Below are 24,629 nucleotides of genomic sequence, written 5' to 3'. Positions count from 1 at the left end.
TAATAACGTTATTCTCCTAAACACTCTCTCTGACTAGTAAATAAGGTGTTTTCATAACGTTACTCTTAACAAAAAAAGAGACGAATCATTTCGTTCTGCTTTCAGAACGAAATGATTCGTCTCTCGATTACACTGGGCGATCGATCTCAAACAGCTCACCAAGCTTCGCATAAGAGTTGCCTGCTAATCGGCTCACTGGTCTTAGCTGCTGCGGATCAATACGTCCGTTGTCAACTAAGTTGTCATCGATATGAAAATAAACGACACGCCCGATTAGTAAATCTGCCGCGGGTGCGTCCGGTGTTCCACCTAGCGGTATCACCTGCTCGAGAACGCATTCCATGCGGATGCTCGCTTCGGCGATGCCAGGCACCGTGATGTGTCGACTCGCGACAGGCGTTAGCCCCGTCAGCGTCACTTCGCTTTCCTCCGGCGGCAGCGCAGCGGCACTCTGGTTGATCTGGTCGATATAGGATTCGTCCGAGATATGAACAACGAATGCGCCTGTATCGACCGCGTTGCGGGAGGTGTCCTTGCGGACACCCAGCTTCCGCTGCACGGAAACGGCGACCATCGGGGGATCCGCCGTCACGATGGTGAAATAGCTGAAGGGCGCAGCGTTCAAGACGCCTTCCGTGGATAGCGTCGAGACAAAAGCGATCGGCCGCGGAATAATGCTGCCGATGAGCAGCTTATAATTATCTCGCTCGCTTTGAGTTGACGGATCGATTCCTACCATTGTCATGGAGACGATCCCCCTTTCTATTAGAGTGAGAGCCCTTTAAGCCATTCTGCTGCTGCAAATACCTCGGAGCGTGTCAGCTGATGACCGGAATTCTCCCAATGTACGTGGACATCCGAACCCGCATCGCTCAGTAAGCGCTCTAGCTCCTCTGACTCCTCAGGGGAGCAGATGGGATCATTTTTGCCTGCGCCGATAAAGACAGGCGTGTCTGAGAGATCGGGTAGCGGGATACCACGCCGCGGCACCATCGGATGATGCAGAATAGCCGCTCTCAGGGCATTCGGATAATGGAACAAGAGGCTTCCCGCAATGTTCGCGCCGTTCGAGTAACCGATCGCAACAACGTTGCTCCGATCGAAGCCGTGCTCTGTCGCTGCTTCATCGATGAAATCGTACACTTCCTTCGTGCGGAAGATGAGATCCTCTTCATCGAAAATGCCTTCAGCTAGCCGACGGAAAAACCGCGGCATGCCGTTCTCTAGGACGTTCCCCCGTACACTAAGTACGGAGGAAGTTGGTGAAATCGCCTGCGCCAAAGGCAGCAGATCGTTCTCTGTCCCGCCCGTTCCGTGAAACAGAACAAGCACGGGAGCAGTCAAATCAGATCCTTGCTGATAGATATGTCTCATTTCCGGTCACCTTCCAATACGCGCACTTCGATTGGCGGCAGATTTTTTACGATTTGATCACGGCTTGCTTCGAACCACTCTGGCAACATCAATTTCTCACCAAGTGCTTCCGGAGCTTCATCTCTAGCAAAGCCTGGAGGATCAGTAGCAATCTCAAACAGGATGCCGCCTTCTTCACGGAAATAGATCGCATTGAAGTACTGACGATCCACGATTGGTGTTGGGTGGTAGCCGTTATTCGCTACATGACTTCTCCAAAGTGCATGCTCGGCATCATCTTTCGCACGCCATGCGATATGGTGAACGGTTCCCGCTCCGCCAGCACCGTAATCCATTGGCGTTACGTTAATATCGATGATGTTCCCCAAATCCCCGAAGGAAGTGAAGCGTGCATAGGCGCCTTCTTGCCCTACTTTTTTCAGACCCATGACATTCACAAGGAGCTCTGAAGTTTTGTCAGGTGCCGTGCTGTAAAGAACAGCGCCGCCGAAGCCTTTGATCGCTTTGTCCACGGAGACGCCGCCAAATGCCCACTGACTTGGGGCACCTTGCTCGCGCTCAACAAGTTCTAGTCTTAAACCATCTGGATCTTTGAACTGTACATACGTTTCGCCAAATCGGGAATTTTTCTCAAAAGCAACACCGAATTGTGTTAGGCGTGCTTCCCAGAAAGATAGGCTGCCTGTTGGTACAGCGTAAGTCGTGATACCAACTTGACCGCCGCCGATCCGACCTTTGCGGGATCCCGCGTAAGGGAAGAAAGTAATGATCGTACCCGGGCTGCCTGCTTCATTACCGAAGTAGAGATGATAAACTTCTGGCGCATCGAAGTTAATTGTTTTTTTGATCAAACGTAGTCCTAAAATACCTGAATAAAAATCAACGGTTGCTTGTGCATGTTGTACGAAAGCGGTGATGTGGTGGATACCTGCGGTTTGTTGTGTTGTTGTTGTCATAATAGCCAACTCCTTCATATTTAAGAATCTTTATTTTAAGATAACAGATCTGAGAAAATGCAAGACTTGCAACGAGGGACAGTTCTTCTATTTAAATCCCTCTTGCGCATACCTGCCGAGTTTCTTCAGCAATCGACTTGCCATCATCTTCTCTTCATCCGTCAGCCCCGCCACGGCCTGCTCAATCACTTCGGCGTGCTTCGGGAATACTTCCTCAATAAATTGTTTCCCTTTTTCCGTTATTTCAGCAAAAATCAATCTGCGATCTTCCGTCGATGTGTTGCGTATGACGAATTCCTTCTTGACTAGCTTATCTACGACATAGGTAATGTTCCCACTACTCATCAATACCTTACTGCCAATTTGTTGAATGGGTTGTGCTCCCTTATGATAAAGCAGTTCGAGAACACCAAACTCTGTTCGGTTCAGTCCATGCTTGCGAATATCTCGATCCCCGTGGGCGTTCACCCACTCACTCGCTCTAGAAAGGGCGATATAAAGATCTAGAGAATTATTTCTTGCTTCGCTCATGTTTGCCTCACCTCGTTTCTTGTTTGCCTCATTTATCTTAATTTAAAGATACTTTATTTAGAGATAAAAGTCAACAGGCAATTTTTCAATTCTGACTTCACCTATATCTAGCTTTCCTCTATCCCCCTTTTATTACAACTGGAAAAATAATGAACACAATGTCACACCTTTTCCCATACGACTCGTGGTATGATTAAGCCTTTAAGAAAGAAAGGTGGTTTCACGCAATTATGGACACTTCACAAGCTTTGCAAGAGAAAGTGACCGAGAAAGATCGGTTCCCTATCTCCCTTTACTCCCTAACGGTTGGCGCCTTCGCCATCGGTATGACTGAGTTCGTTATTATGGGAATTCTGCCTAATGTGGCCGATGACTTGAATGTTAGCATTTCGCAAGCGGGGCAATTGATCACGGGTTACGCACTTGGCGTGGCATTCGGTGCTCCGGTTCTCGCTATGTTGACTCATAAACTCCCGCAGAAGCGTCTTCTTCTCATGCTAATGCTCATTTTCATTCTAGGCAATGGATTAGCCGCGCTAGCTCCTTCCTATGGGATCGTACTTGTAGCACGTTTAATCACTGCTTTGGCTCACGGTACCTTCTTCGGCGTTGGTTCTGTCATCGCAGCTAATCTTGTTCGGCCTGAAAAGAGGGCTAGTGCCATCTCAGTAATGATGGCTGGTCTAACTATCGCGAACATTCTTGGCGTCCCGCTCGGAACCTACATCGGTCAACACCTTGGCTGGCGGGCATCCTTCGGCGCCGTTGTCATCATGGGAATCATCTCTTTCATTGGTATTCTCATTTTCATTCCACAGATTGCTCAGAAAACAAACAGCAGCCTAGTAAAGCAAGTTCGTTCACTTCTGCAGCCGCGTCTCTTACTTGTTTTTCTAATTGGGGCATTAGGCTGTAGCAGCTTGTTTGCGGTATTCACTTACATCGCGCCCATTCTCATCAACATTACTGGTTTTAAAGAGAGCAGCGTGACGTGGATTCTTGTTTTATTTGGCTTTGGGGTTACGCTAGGAAACATCCTCGGCGGAAAAATGGCAGACTGGAAGCTCATGCCGTCCTTATTCGGCAACTTCGCCGCGTTAGCGCTTATCCTAGCCGTATTCGCATATACGGATCAATTCCCGGTTGCTGCGATTATCACCATCTTCATATGGGGCATTGCGGCGTTTGGGATTTTGCCTGGACTGCAGATTCGCATCATGAATCTGGCCAAAGACGCGCCAGAACTGGCAGCCACTTCAACGCATTCTGCGTTGAATCTCGGCAATGCTGGCGGTGCTTTCCTTGGCGGTTGGGCGATTACGCACACAGGCCTGGCCTCTCTGCCTTGGATCGGTGCGGGGTTGACCGGTGCGGGGTTTGTTTTGTTGCTGTGGAGCTACCTGCGGGAGCGTAAGGTGAAGTTAGTGTAACGAACCAGCGGCAAGCTAGGACTTAAATATAAGTCTTCGCTTGCCGCTGGTTTTTTGTAGGTAAATAACTAGTGCGTATTCGCCCATTCGACTCCTTGTTCCAAAATGATTCCGTCTGACTCCACCCATTGGGTGAGGCTATTCTCCTTAGCTTGAATGACAATAAAATGCAGGCCTTCTGTCTTCGACGTGTTCCGCAACACCCTCACACCGTCAGGTGCAATGCGAATGGACGTGCCTTCGTACACATCTATTTCGTTTCCGTCCACTTGGATTCGGCCTTGCCCTTGAAGAAAGATGTAGAGTTCTTCATTCTGTTGGTGCTTGTGATAAAAGGGGACTTCCCCCTCCGGGGGTAAATGATTAAGCGAAACTTCCATACTCGTCAGTTGTAAGACGTCTTTTAGAAAGATTTTACCCTTCAACATGCCTTCCGTCACACTTGCAAATTCAGAAAATGCACCTGCGTTGCTAACCGAGTAATTCAGTTGATTTGCACTCATCAGCTTGCCCTCCTTAGAACGCTGTCAGCGTTTTGCCTGTTTCGAGCAGACTCTTCAAATTGCTGAGAATGAAAGGCCAGCCATTGTTAAATCCTTCGATTTTGCCCTCATCCTTAAGAATATCCTGTTCTAACAGCTCCTCATGGCGAAGTGTTAGCTTGATCGTCCCGTTCAATGGTGTTAATTCATACGTCACTTTGGACATCCGATCGCCTTCGGGGTCCTTTACACTCCAAGTAATCGTGAGCAAGCTATACGGCTCATAGACAAGTACTTCACCATAGTGTTCCGTCTTGTCTTTATTCATTAATTGAAATCTCGAACCGACTTGCCAATCTGACATGATTTCACGGCCAAAAAAATACTGCTTCGTAAACTCTTTGCTCGTTAAGGCCGCCCACAGCTTCTCTGGTGTAGTAGCGATGTAAGTCACGTACACGAAAGACTTTTTATTCATGATTCGAATCCTCCTCAAGGGCTTGCTTCAAATTGGTTAATGCCTCAATTCGACGCTGATCAAACTTACCGATCCAGCGATGGTAAATATCCCCGATGGGTACCGGGTTCAGATAATGAAGCTTCTCGCGGCCATGCCATATGACCGTAACCAGATTTGCCTCTTCCAGTAGCAAAAGGTGCTTAGTAACAGCTTGACGACTCATCGTCATTTGCTGACAGAGATCTGTTAAGGATAGTCCGTTATTCACGAACAGGATGTCTAGTAATTCTCTACGTGTTCCGTCTGCAAGTGCTTTAAAAAGTTTGTCCATGCGCCTATTATATGCAACAATTTAGTTGCATGTCAAACAAAATTTGTAAATTAAAATCTACTTTTACTTCAGCCTAAAAACGCGATTTCAAATAAAGGTGTGGCATAACGTTATTTGCTACATATACATGTTCTGTGAAAATATAGCATTACGAAATAACGCTATTTCGACCAAATGGAGTGAAATTTATCCATTTATAGTGAAATAACGCTATTTTATAACGTTATTCTCCCATATTCTCTACTAAACTAATAAATAAGGTGTTTTCATAACGTTATTTTGCAAATGAGGTTCATCTCTATGTCATGAAAGCAATAAGTTATCTCGAGTTGCAGAAGTTCCCGGTTGTTTCTCTAGATTTTAAATGTTTATAGGATATTCAGGATAAACAGTTAACGACAGTAGCAAGAAGCCACTCCACCGCTCCCGAGAGACGCCTGCACCTGCCGGCGCAGCGCACCGGCACACACAAAAGGCGCTTCCCCATCAACCGAGGAAGCGCCCTGCCTTACCCTACAACTGCTGAAGATCCCTTCTGCAGTTGATACATTTTTGCATAGCGCCCGCCAAGCGCCATGAGCGTGTCGTGATTGCCCCGCTCGGCGATTTCGCCGCGGTGCAGCACAAGAATTTGATCCGCGTCGCGGATCGTGGACAACCGATGCGCGATGACGAGTGTCGTCCGCCCTTCGCTAACCACCTTCAGCGCGCGCTGAATGAGCCCTTCCGTCTCACTGTCGATGGAGGCCGTGGCCTCATCGAGAATCAGGATCGACGGGTCGAACGCCAAGGCGCGCGCGAACGAGATCAACTGCCGCTGACCAGAGGACAGCGTGCTTCCCCGCTCTACGACCTGCTCGTCGTAGCCTTTCGGCAGCTGCTCGATGAAGCCGGCAGCTCCAACATCACGCAGAGCAGTCTTCACTCTGTCCAACGAGATGTCAGGATTGTACAGGCTCACGTTGAACTTGATGTCCCCCGCGAACAGGAATGGATCCTGTAGCACGATCCCCATATGCTTGCGCAGCGCCTGTTTCGACATCCCCTTGATGTTATGCCCATCAATCGTGATGGTGCCCTCATTCGGCTCGTAGAAGCCTAGGAGCAGGTTCAGAATAGAGCTTTTGCCTGATCCCGTGTGCCCAACTAAGGCGATCGTTTCCCCTTTTCGCGCCTCAAAGGAGATGCCCTTCAATACGTTTTCCCCTTCTTTATAAGCGAAGGTAACATTGTCGAACTTCACGATGCCCTCAGGACGGCGAATGTGATCCGTTTTTTCTACATCTTGACCTTCCATATCAAGAATAGTGAATACCTTCTCCGCTGACACGAAAGCCCGCTGAGCATTCGTCAGCTGATCGAATATCCCGATGATCGGCTGAAAAATCCGGCCCAAATAATCAATAAAGGCATAGAATACACCGAATGAGATCGCGCTCTCTAAAGATTTTCCGCCAAAATACCATATCACCATTGCCGTTACCAAACTGCCTATCGTGCCCACCACATTCCGCGTAGAAAGGCCGTAGATTCGAAACTGCTTTCGTTGATTCACATAACGATCCATGTTCAGCACTTCGAACTCATCCAGCGTAACTTTCTCCCGACGAAAAGCCTGAATGATCGGCATCACGACAATCGACTCATTGATCATCGCGTTCATATCGCTGAGTCTAGCACGCATGATGGTAATAAAAACTTTTGAATATTTGAGATGAATGTACATAATCACCACAAATATCGGTGGCAGCACTAAGCAGAACATCGCGAGTTGCCAATCCAATAGGAAAAGTGCGATGTAAATACCGACTAATTGCAGCATGCTAACAACGAAAGTTGCCATGAAGCTCATAAAGAGATCACGAACAGCCTCCGTATCATTCGCGATACGAGATACAACCTGACCGATCGGTGTGTTATCGAAATAACGCAACGAAATGCGTTGAATGTGCGCCATCAGATCCATCCGCATGTTTTTAATAATCTGCAGCGCGGTAGATTGAAGGATATAGGCCTGCGAATAATTACATAATCCTGCTGCCAACAGTAATCCCAGATAGATACCGAGCAATTTAAGCACAGGCGCCATTTCATGAGCACCGGTGGAGAGGTATTTATCAATAATTGTTTTCGTTATATAAGGCCCGCCCAGCTCGGCAGCTACTGAACAGCAAAGAATCAGCAGCGCACCGAGAATTCTGAACTTGTAGACGAGCGCGTATGAAATCAGTCGTCTAGCCGTTGTCGGTTTAGACAAAATAATCGTCCTCCTTTCTCAATCCTCGAGACTTGCTTCCATCTGTTGACGATCCCATTGCTCGCGGTACCAACCTCCGAAATGCATGAGCTCCTCGTGCGTGCCCTCTTCAATGACTCTGCCCTCATCAAGAACGAGAATCCAGTTGGCATGGCTTACCGCAGATAGACGGTGTGTGGAAATAAGCGTTGTACGCCCCGCGCGTTCTTTACGAATGTGCTGAAGAATGCGACTTTCCGTACGTGCATCTACAGCGGAGAGCGAATCATCGAGCAGCAGAATCTCCGAATCAATCAGTAACGCCCTCGCAATCGCTAAACGCTGTTTCTGTCCGCCGGACAACATCACACCATTCTCACCGACAATGGTCGCTAAACCTTCTGGCATCCCCTCAATATCTTGGGTAAAAGAGGCCATTTCCACGGCGTGCGCAATCTCTTCTGGCGTAGCCGTATGTTTGCCTAACGCCACATTATCCCGAATGGACTTCGAGAGCAATAAATGCTCCTGTGGCACATAAGCGACCCAACGTTTCATTTGGTCAATTGCAATTTGCTCGATTGGTACACCTGAGATGCGCAGCTTATCTGATTCTAAGGGATATTGGCGCAGCAGTTGCTTCAACAATGTGCTTTTGCCGCTGCCGGTCCGACCGACGATACCCAGTGTTTGACCTCGCTCTAGCTGAAAAGAAACATGAACAAGACTCGGATGGTTCGCTGTCGGATAAGTGAACGTCAAATCATTCATCTCAATACGTTCTGGCACAGCAATATGGACGGGCTTCTCGATATCGACGAGATCTGCCTTTTGCATCAGCGCCTTATCCAAGCGATCTGCCGAGGCACTGCCACGTTGCAGAACGTTAATAAACTCACCGAAGGAAATCATCGGCCAGATCAGCATACCGAGATAAATATTGAAAGAAATGAGTTGCCCCAACGTGATTTCACCTTGAAACATAAGATACGAGCCGTATCCGATACCAATCGAATAGCTGACGCCAACGATTAACGATGTCAGTGGTTGAAATAGCGCATTAAGCATCGAGACGCGGCGGTTTTTGTTCATCACATCCGATGTAACCGCATCGAATGCCTTCAAATCCTGCGTCTCTTGCACGTAGGAGCGAATGACTCTTATGCCCGAGATCGATTCCAAAGCATGATCATTCATAACACCGAAGGAAGCCTGTGCTGCTAGGAAGCGTACTCGCACCTTTTTGCCTAATAGATTAATCACCAAGGCCAGACAAGGCAGTGGAATTAGCGCCGCGAGCATTAACTTGAAGGAAATCAACGACACCATCATAACGATGACAACAGAAGCACCTACAATTGTCGATACGAGCGTCATTACCCCGTAACCGGAGGTTTGACCGATCGCTAGAATATCATTTGTGGCGAGTGCCATCAGCTGACCCGTTGAGTTGCGTTGGAAGAACGGTGGCGACATTTTGGACAAATGCGTCAACAAACGCCCTCGCAGCAATTTCTCGATCAAAGCAGAGTTGCCGAATAGGTTCGTGATCCACAGAAAGGTCATGACATACAGAAGCAGTGAAAGCCCAATCAGTAAGAAAACCGTATGATGAAGCCCGGAAGCTGTTAAATCCCCATTACGAATATGGTCAACGATATTCCCAATCATTTTAGGCGGAATCGTCGCTAATAAATTCACACCGATTAATAGGGAGACTGCCAGTACATAATACTTCCATCTCTCTTTAAAAAACCAGCGAAGCTTTAGAACAAAAGACACATTTCCCACCTCATTTTGAATTTCAATTTCTTGGCATACTCATTGATTCTATAGTTTAAGGCATGTGAAGTCCACACCCGATCTCTTATAAAATAAAACTTTCGCCTCGTCCGCAATCTTTTTACATATACGAACGTTAAAGGGAACAGACTATACCTATATTTTACATATAGAAAGGAAGTTTACCAACAATGAAACCGACGATACGTAAAACATGCGCGATCCTCTCCCTATCCAGCATGCTGATAACTGGAACGGCTTATGCAGTTACTGATGCACCCGACATTCCTACTACCCCCACGATCGCGTTTGCCATGAAAGAGGAGGTTAAAAAGGTGCAATCGACTGGCGTTATTACTTCGATTCGTACGAATGGTAATGACGCAGCGATACAGATTCAAGACACCGGCACAGGTGGTATTGTGCTCAATGTTGGGCCAGAAACGACTTACCAAATGCTTGATGGTTCCAAACTAACGCTGGCAGACCTTCATGTAGGCTTGACGATCACTGCCGAGCATTCCATGGCAATGACGATGAGCTTGCCGCCACAGACATCCGCATCTAAGATCACTGTGCTAGATACCGCTATCCAAAAAGGTGCGCTAGGAACTGCAGGAATCATTGAAGATGTGCGTAAAGATGGCAGTATTTTCATCAAAGGTGAAGGTCTTACTGATCCTGCTCAAGATGAAATTGTTCTGCATATCGGAAAAGATACCGCTGTTGTTGATGGCAAAGGTGACCCTGTAGAGAAATCCTCCCTCGTTAAAGGCACGAAAGTAATCGGGTTCTACAGTCCTGTTATGACGAAAAGCTTGCCGCCCATCAGCAACGCTTGGAAAATCGTTGTAGCGCCTAAAGAAGAGTAAGCTTAGCTGTTCTATGAGAACCTTCCGCATTCTTAATCGGGAGGTTCTTTTCATTTGTAAGAAGCGCATCCATGATGGATGTACACTGTCCAAATGTTCTGTTTTTTGATACAATAACTGAAAATTCAATCGTATAAGGGGACTCATATGGAATACATTAGCACTCGCGGCAAAGTAGCACCCATCGGCTTCATCGATGCGATCCTCATGGGATTGGCCAATGACGGCGGTCTACTCGTACCGAATAACATCCCACAGCTATCTGCTGACACACTTCAAAGCTGGTCGAAGCTCTCCTACTCAGAGCTGGCTCTTGAAATTTTCTCTCTCTATGTGAACAATGAAATTCCTCGCGATGAGCTGAAACAGCTTGTTGATGAAAGCTACGCAACGTTCCGCGACGAAGCTGTAACACCGGTTAAATGTCTGAGCGATGATACGTATGTGTTGGAATTGTTCCACGGGCCTACTTTTGCTTTTAAGGATATTGCGCTGCAATTCCTAGGTAATCTGTATGCCTACGTTTCACGTAAAACGAATTCGATCATCCATATCCTCGGTGCTACTTCCGGTGATACAGGTGCTTCTGCGATCGAAGGTGTTCGCGGCAAAGAAGGCATTCGAATTTGTATCTTGCACCCTCACCAAAAAGTTAGTCAGGTACAAGAACTGCAAATGACAACGGTCAATGATGCAAATGTCTTGAATCTATCCGTTGAAGGTACTTTCGATGATTGCCAACGCATTATCAAGGAGCTTTTTGCTGATGTCGAGTTCAAACATCGCTACCACTTACGTGCGATTAACTCCATCAACATTGCCCGTATTTTGGCACAAACGGTGTATTATTTCTACGCGTACTTCCAATTACCGCAGGAGCAACAAGCAGCAAAGGTAAACTTCAGTGTGCCGACTGGTAATTTTGGCGATATTTTTGCTGGCTACCTAGCTCAAAAAATGGGCCTTCCTATCCATAAGCTTATTCTTGCTACGAATGAAAACAATATTCTTGAGCGCTTCGTGCAAGAAGGTGTGTACCAGCCTGGCGAGTTCCGCGGCACCTACAGCCCGTCCATGGACATTCAAGTGGCAAGCAACTTCGAGCGCTACTTGTTCTATCTGTACGGCGAAGATGCAGCGGCTGTTAATGCCATCATGGAGCAATTCAAGGCCGAAGGCCGTGTGGTTATTCCTGCCGATAAGCTGCAAGCGGTGCAGGCTGATTTCGCTGCGTATGGCGTGAAGAACGAGGAGTGTCTCGACACGATCAGTGCTTACCACGCGAAGTACGAGTACCTGCTTGATCCGCACACCGCGTGCGGTGTGGCCGCTGCAGACAAGCTCGCCGCTCCTGGCGAGGTGACGGTGTCCTTGTCCACCGCGCATCCGGCGAAGTTCGATGAGTCGATTCGCTTGCGCGGAATTGCTCAGACGTATCCGGAGCAAATCCAAGCGCTGTTCGACAAACCACAGTTCCAGAAGGTGGTTGGTGGTTCCAACGATGCGATCAAGGATGAGCTCGTGAAGTTTTTCTAGTAAGGGGTTATAGGGGCTTCTGCCCCTTCTGAAGCCTTCCCTCCGTGTTTATGGAGGGAGGGCTTTTTAATCTATAACCTAACATCAGCCCAACAAATCAGTCCTCAGACCGATCTTCGTCCTTCCCTATAGTCGGAAGACACATGTACCCTGTCATGGTATTCTTAGAGTAATGAATCCAAACAGTAGGAGTGAACCCATTGAATATGAATATGAATCGCAGCGCTTTTCTCGGCCCGATCTTAATTCTGTTAGGTGTTTTTATGTTTTTAAAAGGGGATGTATCGTTCAGCTCAGGCACTATATTTCAGTATTTCTGGCCGACACTGTTCGTTATTCCCATCGGAGTCTTCTTCCACTGGTTATACTTCTTCATCATGCAACGACGTGGTGTAGGCGTACTAGTTCCCGGAGGTATCTTACTTACGGCAGGAATCGTGTGCCAAATCTCCGCCCTGTTCGATATTTGGCATCTTATGTGGCCAGGCTTCATGCTGGCTGTCGCTGTCGGCCTGTTCGAACTGTATTGGTTCGGTGGACGCAATAAATATTTGCTCATTCCGATTAATATTCTTACGGTGATGTCGCTGCTGTTCTTCGCAATCTTCTCCATCAGCTCGATCTTTGGAACGCTCTTCCATAATAATTCGATCATCGCTATCGGGCTCATTGTCGTTGGCGGCCTAATGATGGTCATTCGTGGTCGTAACTAGTCATAACGGAGAAAGCCGTCCCGCAGGTTCACCTGCAAGGACGGCTTTCTTGTATCATTGGAGCTTATATTTGCCAAGCGAGACACTGTCGCGTTCATGAATGCTCAATATATGGAAGAGTGATAAGCGACCTCCCTCGTTCGTTAACAAACCAAACCTTGCGTTCTTCCCTAACCAGCCATCGATCCCATCATCTTGATAATCCCCAGAAACATACGTCTGGGCCAACTCTTTATTCGCCCAGAACTCGATGCGCTTATTCGGTAAATCCCCTAATTGATCAACTAGCAATAAGAGATACAGCTTCTGAAAATCTGTGTTTTCGGGTACATCGACATAACCGTCCGCGAACACGACTGTTGTATCTGATTGAGCGCCGAGGTTCTCTCCCATCACCTCAAATTTCAAGCTATATCTACCATGAAGAAGTAAGGATACATACTTATCGTAGGACAAACCGTTGTCCTCTTTACTTCGAATATCAACTCGGTTTAAAGGTTCGTTCCAGTTCACTTCTGCACCCAGCGCCTGTGCAATTGCCCGCGTAGAGGTCATTGTCGTCCCATCTTCGGATACTTGAACTTGCGTATCGAGCACAGTCCCATTTACCGCAACTTGTCGGCCCGTATGAACCACATCTGACGCAGAGACCACTGTTACACCTGTTAAAGCAGCACCGCAGATCACACCGAGGATCCATGCCTTCACAAACGACCACTCTCCCTCTTCTAACTTGAAAAGTTCGCTACGCATCTTAATGAAGAAGTTCATGCTCCTTCAATTATATGCCAAATCTGTCCACATCAGCCATCCTCGTATGCAAAAAGGCCTGCGAATGATATTCATCCACAGACCTTTATATTTAACCTGCCACAACGTTATCCCCTATGGTTTTTTTAATTTGTTTGCTTCGCAGTTGTCCACAAGCAGCATCGATGTCTGTCCCGTGCTCCAAACGCACGCTGCAGGAGATACCTTGCTTCTTGAGTGTATCATAGAAGGCTCGCACGGATTCGCGCTCACTTCGTTGATATTGACTGTGTTCATCCACAGGATTGTACGGAATCAAGTTCACATTCGCCAATTGGCGGATATGCTGAATTAACTCAGCCAGTTGGAGCGCATGTTCTCTGCCATCATTCACGTCTTTGAGCAAAATGTACTCAAGCGTAATTCGACGATTCGTTTTCTCCAAATAGTACTCGATCGCTTCCATCAACGTCTCAATCGGGATCGCCTTGTTGATTTTCATAATGCGCGTACGAAGCTCGTTCGTTGGGGCATGCAAGGAAATCGCTAGATTCACCTTAAGATCGGAGTCGGCAAACTCTCTAATTTTAGGCGCAAGACCGCTGGTGGATACGGTAATATGTCTGGCAGCGATATCCAGACCCTTCTGGTCCTTTACAACACGGATAAAATCCACCATGTTCACAAAGTTATCGAACGGCTCGCCAATCCCCATGACAACAATATGGCTAACACGCTCGTCTTTCCCCACTGCGTCCAAGTGGAATTGGACCTTCATAATTTGTTCCACGATTTCAGCCGCGGAGAGATCACGGCTTTTGGCCAATAATCCACTCGCACAGAAGCTGCATCCAATGTTACAGCCTACTTGTGTCGTCACACAGACGGAGAGACCGAATTTATGACGCATCAACACCGTTTCGATCAAATTACCGTCCGATAGCTTGAACAGAAACTTCATCGTACCGTCGGCCGATTCTTGTCTCGTATGTTCATGCAAGGTGTGGATGGCAAAATGCTCCTCTAACGTTGCAAGGCAATCCGCTTTCACATCTGTCATTTCTGCGAACGAAGCGACGCGCTTACGATACAACCAGTCCCATACTTGTAGGGCGCGTGACTTTTTGTAGCCTTTTTCGGCCAGCCAGGCGACTAATTGATCAAAAGTTAATCCATAAATGGATGAAGTATTCATTGGGTTATCCTCTTTTCGAGACTATCACGTGCAGTCTAATTCTTTCTAAGCAGCCGAAGCGTACCATCTAGTTCATATTGTGCCAAAAATCCTCCCTGAACACAAGGGAAGACTCATTCCAACAAAGAAAAGGCACCTCCGAATCCCGGGGGCACCTCGTATTCCGTTCATTTTAATCGCATTAAGCGATCGTTACTTCTACTTTACGTTCTTCTTCCATCGCGACTTCATCATCGGACACTAGGCCATAAGGAATACAGAGCGGGACACCAGCCCGTTTATCCACGATAACATCCGCATGGATGGCGAAGACATCGAGCAGCATTTTCGGTGTTACAATATCCATCGGTGCGCCTTCATAGACCACATTGCCTGATTTAATCGCGATCAAATGATCCGCATAACGCGTCGCATGATTCAAATCATGCACAACCATGACGATCGTCGTATTGTGACGCTCGTTAATTTCTTTCAACAAACAAAGAACCTCTAGCTGATGCGCCATATCCAAATAAGTCGTCGGCTCATCCAAGAACAGCATATCCGTTTGCTGTGCTAACGCCATCGCGATCCATACGCGTTGACGTTGTCCGCCCGACAAATGATCGATTGGGCGATCCTTGAATGGTGTCATTCCTGTCACTTCGAACGCCCAGTTGATAATGTCGCGATCCGCGCTGGACATCTTCTGGAAGCCTCGCTGATGCGGGAACCGGCCATATCCGACTAGCTCTTCAGCGGTAATGCCTTCCGGAGCCGATGGTGATTGTGGCAAAATCGCTAATTTCTTCGCAATTTCTTTCGTCGATTGATGATGAATGGAATGACCATCAAGGAATACGGTCCCTTCCGTTGGCTTCAATAAACGCGACATCGCCTTCAGAATCGTCGATTTCCCCGAACCATTCGCACCAACTAAAGCCGTAATTTTGCCCGTAGGAATCTCAATGCTCAAATCATTAATAATTTTCAATTTATCATAAGAAACATGCAGCTGTTCAGTATATATTCGCGTTGAAACCGCCATGAGGAACATCCCCTTTTCCAATATGTATATAGGGTTGAATGATCGTATAATTTCTCTCCATTAAATAGAAATGATAATCATTATCAATAAAAAAGTCAAGACTTTTCATACAAAAATAGGATGCCCACAGGCATCCTACTTCTTCCAACCTTTTTAACGCTTATACTTTAAATCGTGCTACGGCCAATTGAAGGTCATTCGACATACCACTCAGCTCATTAGCCGTTCTGGAAACCTCCGAAATCGTCGCCAGTTGGTGCGCTGTTGCAGCTGCAACAGCTTGTGTCAGCTCCGTCGTCATCCGTGTTAATTCGGCCATTTCCACGATACCAGCTAAGACTTCCTCTGAACTTGCAGACATTTGCTCAGATACAGCCGACACATCCGTCATCTGGTCCACAACTTCCTGAACCGTGCCCGAGAGATCCTTAAAAGTACCGTCTGTTTGTTCAACGACAGCCTGCATGGCTTCTACTTCACTAAGGCCGCGATCCATCGCTATAACAGCCGCTCCGGTCTCATGTTGAACACGCTCAACGAGTTCAGCAATACGTTCAGTTGCAAGTCGGGACTGATCTGCAAGCTTGCGAATCTCCGTAGATACGACAACGAAGCCTTTGCCGTGCTCCCCTGCTCTCGCTGCCTCAATCGATGCGTTCAACGCGAGCAAATTCGTTTGTCTCGTCACATGCGTAATGAGGACTGTGATTTCGCCAATTTCCTCAGACATCGATTTCAAGCTCTGGATCGCTTGCACCGCCTGCTGGACGGAACGCAGCGCTTCACTAATTTGCTCCATGCTTTGTCCCATTCGGGCATTACCCTCACTCGTATGCGTACGCGCATGTCCAGAAATATCTGTAGCATGCCCGGCGGATTCTGCTACGCGCTGAATGCCTACAGCCATCTCATTCATAGCATGACTGCTTTCCTCTGTGCCCTGACGTTGTTGCTCCGAGTGCGAAGCTAGCTGCCCCATCATATCCGAGACAGATGCTGTAGATTGACTAGTCTCCTGCGCACCTGTTTGTAAAGATTCCGAAGCCGCCGATACTTGTTGCGCTGCTTGTGCAATTTGAACAATTAGTCCCCGCAGATTGCCGACCATATCCTTCAAATGATTGCCCAATATCCCCAATTCATCCTTGCTTTTGCTCTTGGTCAGCGCTGAATCCGAGAGATCTCCTGCCGCTGCCGCCTGCGCCAGCTTAACTAGCGGGCTGATCTGACGCAGATACAATCGTACAATCATGACGATGAAAAGTGTCCCAATAACGATTGCAATTAATCCAATCCATAGCGACTGCAACGTATATTCGTTCATCTGCGTTTTAATAACGTTATAATTGAAATCTAACCCCGCGAAAGCAACGAGCTTTCCATCCTTGTCTCGAATTGCACTTACTACACTCTTCCATGTTCCTAGAGAATCTTGGTAAGTACCCGTGATACCGAAGCCTGTTTTTTCTGCTTGCTCGAGAGCTGTACGTAACTCTGGAACTGGCACATAAGGATCTGCCGGTTTCTCATCGACATATAGCTCCGAATTGGATAACAGATTCAAGAGCGCCGGTTCTCCATCCAGTGTTGTCCACTCAGGGTAAAATAAGTATGCGTTCTCTACCAAATCCCCTTGTGAAACGCGGTCCATATCTTCCTGAACGTTCATAACAGCAGGCTCATATTTGTATGCTTCTTTATTTTTCTTTAATTCAGTCTTGGCTTTCTCAATGTAATCAATTTTCTGCAGGAGTGGTGCATGGAAAATCCCCTCAAGCGCGGTTAAATTATCTGCCATTTGCTGCTGATGCTGTTGATACGAAACGAAGGTAAGCAACACGCAAAGCAGAATATAGCAGGCCGCTGTCCAGGCTGAAATTTTAAAAGAAAGAGATCGAAAAAACCTTACAGATGCTTGCTTGCCTTGTGATTTAGCTTGTGACATGATTAACAAAAACACCTCCAGAATTGTACAGCACGGCAGTTAGGGAAAATATTGGTCTTATCGTTTATCTTCTAGATTTCGACAAAGTTTTTAGAAACCCTTCCCATTTTTTATTTAGAATTTGTTTTCAACCCACACTTCGTGGAGGTATTCCTATGAGGAGGATGACAGTATGTCGACGATAAAAGCACTTATTTTTGATTTTGACGGTACGATTCTGGATACCGAGACCGCTTGGTATGAGGCTTTCCGCGAGATTGCTCTCGAGCATGACATTGAACTGACTTTAGACATGTACGAGCAATGTATCGGCACTTCTCTGCATGTGTTCGATCCCTATGACTATTTGATTATGGATAAACAAGTACCCATGGATCGCGAAACACTTAACAAGCATGTCCACGCACGACATACGAAAATGATGGCCCAAGAAGGTATTCGGCCAGGTATTCTTGATTACTTGGCTGGCGCGCAAGAATTAGGTCTGCGAATTGGCTTAGCCTCCAGCTCTAAGCGCGCTTGGATCGACAACTACCTCGCACAGTTGGGGATTGCTCACTATTTTGAAACCATTCGCACCGCAGAGGATGTCGAGCTAGTGAAGCCTCACCCTGCGCTCTACGAGCTAGCGCTGCAAGACCTTGGCGTTCAGCCGCATGAGGCGGTAGCGATAGAGGATTCGCCGAATGGTGCCCGCGCCGCGGCTGCGGCAGGCATGCACTACATCGTGGTGCCTAACCCGGTCACGAAGTTTTTAACTTTCGACGGGGAGCCGCATCGTTTGGAGTCTTTGGCGGAGCTTGCGCTGCAGGATATGTTGAATCGCGTCTTGACGGCTCCTCCTTTTTAAATGATAATGATTCTCATAGTCAATTAAAAAGGAGCTGACACCCGTGCTAATTCAACAAAGAACGATTATTGTACAACCTGGGAATAGTGATAAAGTCGTGGAACGTTTCAGTAAAGAAGGCCCCTTAGATGGCATGGAGGGTCTCATTGATGTGACCGTGATGGTCAATAAACGAAGTAAAGAATCGGAAGAGGTTGTCGTCTTCATCCGTTGGGAGTCCGAACAAGCGTGGAAAAACTGGGAGAAAAGTCCCGAGCATCTGGCTGGACACCGTAACAGCAAAGGTCAGGAGCGGCCAGAATACGTCATCTCCTCGACAGTGAGTATGTTTGATGTGAAAAAAATTCGTCCCGGCCAGTTCGGGCGATAAGAAGGTGGCGCGGGGGCACGCCGGGCATGGGGCTGCAGCGGGGTGGAACCCACAGGCTGGAGCCCCGCGGCGATTGCTAACCAGTAAAATGATGCTGGTGCTGAAAAAGGAGAAGGACATTTTTTAAGCAGCTACTGTCTTGAGATCGTCTACACACCGTGCAGTGCGTCCAACGCAGCCTGCTCGTCCTTGACGAAAAAGAAATGCTTCCCATGGTTGCATTCGTAGATGAAATCGCGGAGGCTTTTGCTGTCGTATTGATCGAAATCGCCGACAATGGCCATTTTCATATGATAGTTCGTATATTTCTGCAGAACATCGCCAGCGAGTTTCGTTTTGAGCTCGAAGAAATCCTCGGTCACATTCCACTGATGAATAATAAACTTATCGCATCCCGACAAATATCGAACCGTCGCCATTAAATCCAGTGCATCTTGGCCGTTACTGATAAGAATATCGGTGCTCTCCACGATGGCAACTTGCGAATCGCCCCTCTGATTGATCGATGTATTCATGTCATTTCTACCTCTTTCTCCATTAATTCATCCACAAGGACTTCATCATCCCGTCTATTCAGTACATTTTCCTCAAGGACAGCAAATTTATCGCCGTATTCCTTAATGATATGCGTTTCTCCCCACATACAGAGCGAATCCAGGATGGGCGTCAAGCTTGACCCGTAGTCGCTTAGCTCATATTCCACTTTTGGCGGTACTTGATTGTACACGATTCGCTTCACGATGCCGTCATCTTCAAGCTCTCTGAGCTGTTGAGTCAGCATTTTTTGTGTGATTCTCGGCATGAGACGTTTGAGATCACTTGTGCGCTTTTTCCCGTGAGTCAAATGGCAAAGTATGACGCATTTCCATTTCCCCCCTATCACTTCCAGGGTGGCTTCCACGGAAATATTGTACAGTTTTTTTCCCATATGCGCGCTTTCCTCCTATCACATCTTATAGGCACTAAAAAGTACCTACCGCACGTAAAAGTACGTACTAGTCATTTTCTCTATAATGTCTGATAATAGCACTTACCGGCCGGGACATACAAGTTTGGAGTGATTGCGATGAAACAAAATACGAATCGAAATACGCTGGCGCTGCTTGCCCTCGCGGTTAGCGCCTTCGCCATTGGCACAACCGAGTTTATCAGTGTCGGACTGCTTCCGCTCATTGCTGAAGACCTTCATATATCCATCACAGGCGCAGGGTTAACGGTGACGCTATATGCCCTAGGTGTTACTTTCGGAGCACCTATTCTAACATCATTAACTTCCACCATTTCACGCAAAACGTTACTGCTCTGGATCATGCTTGTGTTTATCGCAGGCAATCTATTAGCTGCCACAGCAAGCGGCATTGTTATGCTGCTCATCGCTCGGGTCGTATCCTCGCTGGCGCATGGCGTCTTCATGTCGATTGGCTCGACCATCGCCGCGGATCTCGTACCCGAGAATCGCAGAGCCAGCGCGATTGCGCTGATGTTCTCAGGGCTTACCGTCGCTACCGTAACCGGTGTGCCGATCGGCACATACCTCGGCCAACAGCTAGGTTGGCGAGCTGCCTTCTTCGCTATTGTCGCCGTTGGCGTCATTGCTCTCATCGCGAACCTCATTTTGGTTTCCGGGAATTTACGCAAAGGCACGCGAACTCGGTTTAGCACACAACTAAAGTTGGTCACCAATGGCCGTCTGTTGCTCGCTTTCTCGATTACTGCCTTAGGCTACGGTGGAACCTTCGTGGTGTTCACGTATTTATCTCCATTATTAAACGAGATTACTGGGTTTAAAGAGCATACCGTAGCGCTAATACTACTCCTCTATGGGGTTGCCATCGCCATCGGGAATGTCATTGGAGGACGCGCCGCGAACCGAAAACCAATTCGAGCTTTGCTCATCATGTTCTTATTACAGTCTCTCATTCTGTTCCTGTTTATGTTCACAGCGCCTTTCAAAGCCGCGGGTTTAATCACCTTATTTTTCATGGGATTACTCGCATTCATGAATGTGCCAGGGCTGCAGATTTATGTCGTTCAGCTTGCTGAGCGATTCGCCCCTGAAGCCAAGGATGTCGCATCCGCCTTCAACATTGCAGCTTTTAACCTTGGTATTGCTGGCGGAGCATTCCTTGGCGGTCTAATTACCGATTCCATCGGGTTAATTCATACCACATGGGTCGGAGGAATCATGGTTTTAGGAGCCGTTCTGCTTACGTTGTGGAGCATTAAACTCGAAAAAGCCGATCATACAACACAATCACAACCCATAATTCTAGGAGGAATTCAACAATGACAACGAACCTTCAACAAACAAGTACCCTTCACAATGGTGTAACCATGCCCTATCTCGGTCTTGGTGTATTTAAAGTAGAAGACGGTCCAGAAGTCGTGCAAGCCGTGAAAGCGGCCTTGAAAATAGGTTATCGCAGTATCGATACCGCGGCAATTTACGGCAATGAAGCCAGCGTAGGACAAGGGATTCGCGAGGGATTAGCGGAGAATGGCCTAACGAGAGATCAAATTTTTGTTACATCAAAAGTGTGGAACGCTGATCTCGGCTATGAGTCCACTATTGCGGCCTATGAAGCAAGCTTAGCGAAGCTGGGCTTGGATTATCTCGATCTCTACTTGGTTCATTGGCCTGTTAAAGGAAAATACGTGGAGGCATGGCGAGCCCTAGAGACGCTATATCAAGCGGGACGCGTGAAGGCGATTGGTGTGAGCAATTTCCAAATTCATCATTTAGAGGACGTAATTCGTACGGGGACGATTAAACCGATGGTCAACCAAGTAGAGCTTCATCCCCTTCTTACTCAGACGGATGTACATGACTTTTGCAAAGTGCATGGCATTCAGTTAGAAGCTTGGTCTCCATTGATGCAGGGTCAGCTTCTGGACAATCCCGTTCTCAGCGTGATCGCTGCTAAATATGGCAAATCCATCGCGCAAGTTATCCTGCGTTGGGATATCCAACGTGGGATCGTCACAATTCCTAAGTCAACGAAAGAACACCGTATCTTGGAAAATAGTTCGATTTTCGATTTCGAGCTTACGAACGAGGATATGGCGGCAATCGATGGCATGAATCAGAATCTGCGTGTCGGTCCGGATCCGGATAATTTTGATTTTTAATTGAGATATGGTGATGAGGCCCTGACTCCTTTCTTCGGAAGGCGGTGAGGGCTTTTCTTAAAATTTATTTATTTTTAAGCCTTCTTTAACCCCGTAGGTGTAAAATTCCGGTAACTACTATCCTTAGAAGAAGGTACGTGACCGATGTCTATCACAGAATTATTTCATTCCTTCCCCTCCCTGCACACCAAACGACTCCAATTGAGGCAAATGGATGCATCCGATGCAGAAAATATATACCGTTATTATACAAACCCTCTAATATCCAAGCATTTGGATTGGCAGGGCCCCTCTTCCGTTGAGGAAGCACGCAATCTTATTGCATCTTGGAATCAGGCATTTATAGCGAAAAGACTATTACCTTGGGGAGTTTCTATGGGTACAAGCACCCGCTCAGACATTGTGGGGACCATTCTGGTAATGCCAACACGAGGCAGTTTCGAGAATAATCCCCTTTTTCCCGTGTCCATAGGTTATGAGCTTCAAGCCGAATATTGGAATAAAGGCATCATGTCCGAAGCACTGGAAGCCGTTATCGATTTTACACGAAAGCACGTCGAGATCCGCAGAATACAAGCCGAAGTGTATCCTGAGAATATAGCTTCACTCAAACTGCTGAAAAAACTTGGTTTCCAAGAAGAAGGCCTTTTGCGGCAATATATGATGCATGAGGTAACTAAAAAAATGCTAGATGTCGTCATGCTTGCTTTACTTTGTTAGCGACACTCCCCCTCTTTTAAGGAATAATTTCCCTCAACTTGGTAAAAGTTACTTTTAACTAAGGATGAGAGGATGCTCCAGACAGATGAACAATGAACAGTCGGGTAATAACGATCAAACAAGTCAAGCAAATATGACCTTAACGAACCGTCAAGGCCATCCGATTTCGGATAATCAGAACATCCGTACGATTGGTAATCGTGGCCCGTCCACACTCGAGAATTACCATTACATCGAGAAGATTTCCCATTTTGATCGGGAGCGTATTCCAGAGCGTGTGGTGCATGCGCGTGGCGCTGGGGCTCACGGGTATTTTGAAGCGTATGGGACGGTCGGAGACGAGCCGGTCTCTACGTATACGCGGGCTAAGCTTTTTCAGGAGAAGGGGAAGCGCACCCCTGTGTTTGTTCGGTTCTCGACCGTGATACACGGCACGTATTCACCAGAGACATTGCGGGATCCACGCGGCTTCGCGACGAAGTTTTATACAGAGGATGGCAATTGGGACTTAGTCGGCAATAATTTGAAAATCTTTTTCATCCGCGATCCGTTGAAATTCCCAGATATGGTGCACGCGTTCAAGCCTGACCCTGTTACGAACCTGCAGAACCCGGAGAAAATGTTCGATTTCGTCTCCAATTCACCCGAAGCGACGCATATGATCACCTTCCTCTTCTCGCCATGGGGGATTCCGGCTAACTATCGGCAGATGCAGGGGTCGGGCGTCAATACGTACAAGTGGGTAAACCAGAACGGTGATGCCGTACTCGTAAAATACCACTGGGAGCCGCTGAAACAAGGGATGAAGAACTTAAAGCAGTCCGAAGCCGAAGCAATCCAGGGTAAAAATATTAGTCATGCCACGCAAGATTTGTACGAAGCCATTGCGCGCGGTGACTATCCAGCGTGGGAGTTGTGCGTGCAGATTCTAAGCGACGACGAGCATCCCGAACTCGATTTCGATCCACTCGATCCGACGAAGCTGTGGGACCATGAGAAAATCCCTTTTCGGAAAGTGGGCAAAATGGTGCTGGATCGCAATCCGGAGAATTATTTTGCTGAAGTGGAGCAGGCCACTTTCGGGACCGGGGTACTCGTCGATGGCCTCGATTTCTCGGACGATAAGCTGCTTCAAGGTCGGACCTTCTCCTACTCGGATACGCAAAGGTATCGCGTGGGAACTAATTATTTGCAGCTGCCGATTAATGCCCCGAAGTCGCCTGTCGCGACGAACCAGCGGGATGGGCAGATGACGATCATGGTGGACAAGGCCCCTGGCCAAAATCCACATGTGAATTACGAGCCCTCCTCACTGGGCGGGTTGCAGGAAGCGGCACCTTCGGGCAAAGAGCATCAGCCGATGTACAATGACCGGCTGGTTCGGGAGAAGATTAGCCGCCCGAACGATTTTGGACAGGCGGGCGATACGTACCGCAAGTTCGAGGATTGGGAGCGCGACGAGTTGATCGCGAATTTGGTCGATGCTTTGAAGATCTGTAAGCCTGTGATACAGGCGAACATGATCAGCTATTTCGAGCAGGCCGATCCGGATTACGGACGGCGTGTGTCTGAGGGACTTGCTCAAGCGAAAGTTGAGCAAGCGCATTTGGGCTCCGTCGCGGCAAAAGCCGGAGCGGAACTTGCAGAGGACGCCGGACAGCGGACGGACGGCTATTAGGATGAAAAGGCACCCTGGATGGGTGCCTTTTGGTTTGAGCTGCCGCCGCGGGGCGAGGGGCGGGGCGGGGCGTGGGGCGGATTAGCTGTAGAACCGAGACTGTCGATTAAAGGTACGGTCACATGCGATTTCAAATAAAGGTGTGGCTGCATAACGTTATTTGCTACATATACATGTTCTGTGAAAATATAGCATTACGAAATAACGCTATTTCGACCAAATGGAGTGGAATTTATCCATTTAGAGTGAAATAACGCTATTC

General features: G+C 47.6%; 25 protein-coding genes. 10 read left to right on the top strand and 15 right to left on the bottom strand.

The genetic code is table 11. The annotated features are described in order from the left end of the window. Positions 1 to 127: 127 nt before the first annotated feature. The 4 genes from AC58QT_RS35600 to AC58QT_RS35585 form a co-directional block, all read right to left on the bottom strand. On the bottom strand, positions 128 to 739 hold the full coding sequence (locus AC58QT_RS35600) for a flavin reductase family protein (RefSeq protein ID WP_497413077.1): 612 nt from the start codon (positions 737 to 739) through the stop codon (positions 128 to 130). 26 nt (positions 740 to 765) lie between these two features. Beyond that, positions 766 to 1,374 carry an alpha/beta hydrolase gene (locus tag AC58QT_RS35595; protein WP_497413076.1) on the bottom strand — a complete coding sequence of 203 codons (609 nt, stop codon included), beginning with the start codon at positions 1,372 to 1,374 and terminating at the stop codon, positions 766 to 768. Beyond that, complete coding sequence (locus AC58QT_RS35590) at positions 1,371 to 2,330, bottom strand: ring-cleaving dioxygenase (RefSeq protein ID WP_497413075.1); 960 nt, start codon at positions 2,328 to 2,330, stop codon at positions 1,371 to 1,373. The genes AC58QT_RS35595 and AC58QT_RS35590 overlap by 4 nt, the downstream gene beginning before the upstream one ends. A gap of 87 nt (positions 2,331 to 2,417) precedes the next feature. Then, on the bottom strand, positions 2,418 to 2,861 hold the full coding sequence (locus AC58QT_RS35585) for a MarR family winged helix-turn-helix transcriptional regulator (protein WP_497413074.1): 444 nt from the start codon (positions 2,859 to 2,861) through the stop codon (positions 2,418 to 2,420). A gap of 230 nt (positions 2,862 to 3,091) precedes the next feature. Here AC58QT_RS35585 and AC58QT_RS35580 point away from each other — a divergent pair, with 230 nt between their 5' ends. Beyond that, complete coding sequence (locus AC58QT_RS35580) at positions 3,092 to 4,291, top strand: MFS transporter (protein ID WP_497413073.1); 1,200 nt, start codon at positions 3,092 to 3,094, stop codon at positions 4,289 to 4,291. Positions 4,292 to 4,359: 68 nt separating this feature from the next. Here AC58QT_RS35580 and AC58QT_RS35575 read toward each other — a convergent pair whose 3' ends face one another. From AC58QT_RS35575 to AC58QT_RS35555, 5 genes are all read right to left on the bottom strand, one after another. Further along, on the bottom strand, positions 4,360 to 4,794 hold the full coding sequence (locus AC58QT_RS35575) for a cupin domain-containing protein (RefSeq protein WP_497413072.1): 435 nt from the start codon (positions 4,792 to 4,794) through the stop codon (positions 4,360 to 4,362). A gap of 13 nt (positions 4,795 to 4,807) precedes the next feature. Beyond that, on the bottom strand, positions 4,808 to 5,251 hold the full coding sequence (locus AC58QT_RS35570; RefSeq protein ID WP_497413071.1) for an SRPBCC family protein: 444 nt from the start codon (positions 5,249 to 5,251) through the stop codon (positions 4,808 to 4,810). Further along, positions 5,244 to 5,564 carry an ArsR/SmtB family transcription factor gene (locus AC58QT_RS35565; RefSeq protein ID WP_497413070.1) on the bottom strand — a complete coding sequence of 107 codons (321 nt, stop codon included), beginning with the start codon at positions 5,562 to 5,564 and terminating at the stop codon, positions 5,244 to 5,246. Before AC58QT_RS35565 ends, AC58QT_RS35570 begins: the two co-directional genes overlap by 8 nt. A 508-nt stretch (positions 5,565 to 6,072) precedes the next feature. Next, a complete protein-coding gene (locus AC58QT_RS35560; protein WP_497413069.1) occupies positions 6,073 to 7,821 on the bottom strand; it encodes an ABC transporter ATP-binding protein in 1,749 nt (582 codons plus the stop codon). An 18-nt stretch (positions 7,822 to 7,839) separates the two neighbouring features. Beyond that, on the bottom strand, positions 7,840 to 9,582 hold the full coding sequence (locus AC58QT_RS35555; protein WP_497413068.1) for an ABC transporter ATP-binding protein: 1,743 nt from the start codon (positions 9,580 to 9,582) through the stop codon (positions 7,840 to 7,842). 191 nt (positions 9,583 to 9,773) lie between these two features. On the opposite strand from AC58QT_RS35555, the gene AC58QT_RS35550 reads away from it, so the two are divergent. The 3 genes from AC58QT_RS35550 (at position 9,774) to AC58QT_RS35540 (ending at position 12,703) form a co-directional block, all read left to right on the top strand. Next, positions 9,774 to 10,454 (top strand): hypothetical protein, encoded by a 681-nt coding sequence (locus AC58QT_RS35550; RefSeq protein WP_497413067.1) that lies wholly within the window; start codon positions 9,774 to 9,776, stop codon positions 10,452 to 10,454. A gap of 147 nt (positions 10,455 to 10,601) precedes the next feature. After that, complete coding sequence (gene thrC, locus AC58QT_RS35545; protein ID WP_497413066.1) at positions 10,602 to 11,990, top strand: threonine synthase; 1,389 nt, start codon at positions 10,602 to 10,604, stop codon at positions 11,988 to 11,990. Positions 11,991 to 12,196: 206 nt separating this feature from the next. Beyond that, positions 12,197 to 12,703: a hypothetical protein gene (locus AC58QT_RS35540; protein ID WP_310500101.1), complete on the top strand. Its 507-nt coding sequence runs from the start codon at positions 12,197 to 12,199 to the stop codon at positions 12,701 to 12,703. Positions 12,704 to 12,757: 54 nt separating this feature from the next. On the opposite strand, the gene AC58QT_RS35535 is transcribed toward AC58QT_RS35540, so the two are convergent. The 4 genes from AC58QT_RS35535 to AC58QT_RS35520 all read right to left on the bottom strand — a co-directional run bounded on the left by AC58QT_RS35535 (position 12,758) and on the right by AC58QT_RS35520 (position 17,620). Then, positions 12,758 to 13,411, bottom strand: a complete 654-nt coding sequence (locus tag AC58QT_RS35535) for a stalk domain-containing protein (protein ID WP_497413065.1) — start codon at positions 13,409 to 13,411, stop codon at positions 12,758 to 12,760. 154 nt (positions 13,412 to 13,565) lie between these two features. Then, complete coding sequence (rlmN, locus tag AC58QT_RS35530) at positions 13,566 to 14,648, bottom strand: dual-specificity RNA methyltransferase RlmN (RefSeq protein ID WP_497413064.1); 1,083 nt, start codon at positions 14,646 to 14,648, stop codon at positions 13,566 to 13,568. A gap of 181 nt (positions 14,649 to 14,829) precedes the next feature. Next, positions 14,830 to 15,675: an ABC transporter ATP-binding protein gene (locus tag AC58QT_RS35525; protein WP_497413063.1), complete on the bottom strand. Its 846-nt coding sequence runs from the start codon at positions 15,673 to 15,675 to the stop codon at positions 14,830 to 14,832. A gap of 160 nt (positions 15,676 to 15,835) precedes the next feature. Next, positions 15,836 to 17,620, bottom strand: coding sequence for a methyl-accepting chemotaxis protein (locus AC58QT_RS35520; protein ID WP_497413062.1), 1,785 nt, complete (start codon positions 17,618 to 17,620; stop codon positions 15,836 to 15,838). A 172-nt stretch (positions 17,621 to 17,792) separates the two neighbouring features. On the opposite strand from AC58QT_RS35520, the gene AC58QT_RS35515 reads away from it, so the two are divergent. Both AC58QT_RS35515 and AC58QT_RS35510 read left to right on the top strand, forming a co-directional pair. After that, positions 17,793 to 18,470, top strand: coding sequence for an HAD family hydrolase (locus AC58QT_RS35515; protein WP_497413061.1), 678 nt, complete (start codon positions 17,793 to 17,795; stop codon positions 18,468 to 18,470). A 43-nt stretch (positions 18,471 to 18,513) separates the two neighbouring features. Continuing rightward, complete coding sequence (locus tag AC58QT_RS35510; protein WP_497287326.1) at positions 18,514 to 18,840, top strand: antibiotic biosynthesis monooxygenase; 327 nt, start codon at positions 18,514 to 18,516, stop codon at positions 18,838 to 18,840. 149 nt (positions 18,841 to 18,989) lie between these two features. Here AC58QT_RS35510 and AC58QT_RS35505 read toward each other — a convergent pair whose 3' ends face one another. Further along, positions 18,990 to 19,355, bottom strand: coding sequence for a DUF4180 domain-containing protein (locus AC58QT_RS35505; protein ID WP_497413060.1), 366 nt, complete (start codon positions 19,353 to 19,355; stop codon positions 18,990 to 18,992). Continuing rightward, complete coding sequence (locus tag AC58QT_RS35500) at positions 19,352 to 19,768, bottom strand: winged helix-turn-helix transcriptional regulator (protein ID WP_310499982.1); 417 nt, start codon at positions 19,766 to 19,768, stop codon at positions 19,352 to 19,354. Before AC58QT_RS35500 ends, AC58QT_RS35505 begins: the two co-directional genes overlap by 4 nt. Before the next feature lie 138 nt (positions 19,769 to 19,906). Between AC58QT_RS35500 and AC58QT_RS35495 the strand changes: the two genes are divergently transcribed. From AC58QT_RS35495 to AC58QT_RS35480, 4 genes are all read left to right on the top strand, one after another. Continuing rightward, complete coding sequence (locus AC58QT_RS35495; RefSeq protein WP_497413059.1) at positions 19,907 to 21,130, top strand: MFS transporter; 1,224 nt, start codon at positions 19,907 to 19,909, stop codon at positions 21,128 to 21,130. Then, on the top strand, positions 21,127 to 21,969 hold the full coding sequence (locus tag AC58QT_RS35490; protein WP_497413058.1) for an aldo/keto reductase: 843 nt from the start codon (positions 21,127 to 21,129) through the stop codon (positions 21,967 to 21,969). Before AC58QT_RS35495 ends, AC58QT_RS35490 begins: the two co-directional genes overlap by 4 nt. Before the next feature lie 144 nt (positions 21,970 to 22,113). Continuing rightward, positions 22,114 to 22,689 (top strand): GNAT family N-acetyltransferase, encoded by a 576-nt coding sequence (locus AC58QT_RS35485; protein WP_497413057.1) that lies wholly within the window; start codon positions 22,114 to 22,116, stop codon positions 22,687 to 22,689. An 85-nt stretch (positions 22,690 to 22,774) separates the two neighbouring features. Next, complete coding sequence (locus AC58QT_RS35480) at positions 22,775 to 24,367, top strand: catalase (RefSeq protein WP_497413056.1); 1,593 nt, start codon at positions 22,775 to 22,777, stop codon at positions 24,365 to 24,367. Positions 24,368 to 24,629 lie beyond the last annotated feature (262 nt).

The organism is Paenibacillus sp. J31R109 (genome assembly GCF_059692055.1).
Note: the sequence above shows the minus strand (reverse complement) of the source record. Positions and strands in the feature narration are given on the sequence as shown.

Excerpts from the sequence above, each read along its gene's own strand:
- AC58QT_RS35600 (WP_497413077.1), bottom strand. The coding sequence starts at position 739 with ATGGTAGGAATCGATCCGTCAACTCAAAGCGAGCGAGATAATTATAAG.
- AC58QT_RS35595 (WP_497413076.1), bottom strand. The coding sequence starts at position 1,374 with ATGAGACATATCTATCAGCAAGGATCTGATTTGACTGCTCCCGTGCTT.
- AC58QT_RS35590 (WP_497413075.1), bottom strand. The coding sequence starts at position 2,330 with ATGACAACAACAACACAACAAACCGCAGGTATCCACCACATCACCGCT.
- AC58QT_RS35585 (WP_497413074.1), bottom strand. The coding sequence starts at position 2,861 with ATGAGCGAAGCAAGAAATAATTCTCTAGATCTTTATATCGCCCTTTCT.
- AC58QT_RS35580 (WP_497413073.1), top strand. The coding sequence starts at position 3,092 with ATGGACACTTCACAAGCTTTGCAAGAGAAAGTGACCGAGAAAGATCGG.
- AC58QT_RS35575 (WP_497413072.1), bottom strand. The coding sequence starts at position 4,794 with ATGAGTGCAAATCAACTGAATTACTCGGTTAGCAACGCAGGTGCATTT.
- AC58QT_RS35570 (WP_497413071.1), bottom strand. The coding sequence starts at position 5,251 with ATGAATAAAAAGTCTTTCGTGTACGTGACTTACATCGCTACTACACCA.
- AC58QT_RS35565 (WP_497413070.1), bottom strand. The coding sequence starts at position 5,564 with ATGGACAAACTTTTTAAAGCACTTGCAGACGGAACACGTAGAGAATTA.
- AC58QT_RS35550 (WP_497413067.1), top strand. The coding sequence starts at position 9,774 with ATGAAACCGACGATACGTAAAACATGCGCGATCCTCTCCCTATCCAGC.
- thrC (WP_497413066.1), top strand. The coding sequence starts at position 10,602 with ATGGAATACATTAGCACTCGCGGCAAAGTAGCACCCATCGGCTTCATC.
- AC58QT_RS35540 (WP_310500101.1), top strand. The coding sequence starts at position 12,197 with ATGAATATGAATCGCAGCGCTTTTCTCGGCCCGATCTTAATTCTGTTA.
- rlmN (WP_497413064.1), bottom strand. The coding sequence starts at position 14,648 with ATGAATACTTCATCCATTTATGGATTAACTTTTGATCAATTAGTCGCC.
- AC58QT_RS35525 (WP_497413063.1), bottom strand. The coding sequence starts at position 15,675 with ATGGCGGTTTCAACGCGAATATATACTGAACAGCTGCATGTTTCTTAT.
- AC58QT_RS35520 (WP_497413062.1), bottom strand. The coding sequence starts at position 17,620 with ATGTCACAAGCTAAATCACAAGGCAAGCAAGCATCTGTAAGGTTTTTT.
- AC58QT_RS35515 (WP_497413061.1), top strand. The coding sequence starts at position 17,793 with ATGTCGACGATAAAAGCACTTATTTTTGATTTTGACGGTACGATTCTG.
- AC58QT_RS35505 (WP_497413060.1), bottom strand. The coding sequence starts at position 19,355 with ATGAATACATCGATCAATCAGAGGGGCGATTCGCAAGTTGCCATCGTG.
- AC58QT_RS35500 (WP_310499982.1), bottom strand. The coding sequence starts at position 19,768 with ATGGGAAAAAAACTGTACAATATTTCCGTGGAAGCCACCCTGGAAGTG.
- AC58QT_RS35495 (WP_497413059.1), top strand. The coding sequence starts at position 19,907 with ATGAAACAAAATACGAATCGAAATACGCTGGCGCTGCTTGCCCTCGCG.
- AC58QT_RS35490 (WP_497413058.1), top strand. The coding sequence starts at position 21,127 with ATGACAACGAACCTTCAACAAACAAGTACCCTTCACAATGGTGTAACC.
- AC58QT_RS35485 (WP_497413057.1), top strand. The coding sequence starts at position 22,114 with ATGTCTATCACAGAATTATTTCATTCCTTCCCCTCCCTGCACACCAAA.
- AC58QT_RS35480 (WP_497413056.1), top strand. The coding sequence starts at position 22,775 with ATGAACAATGAACAGTCGGGTAATAACGATCAAACAAGTCAAGCAAAT.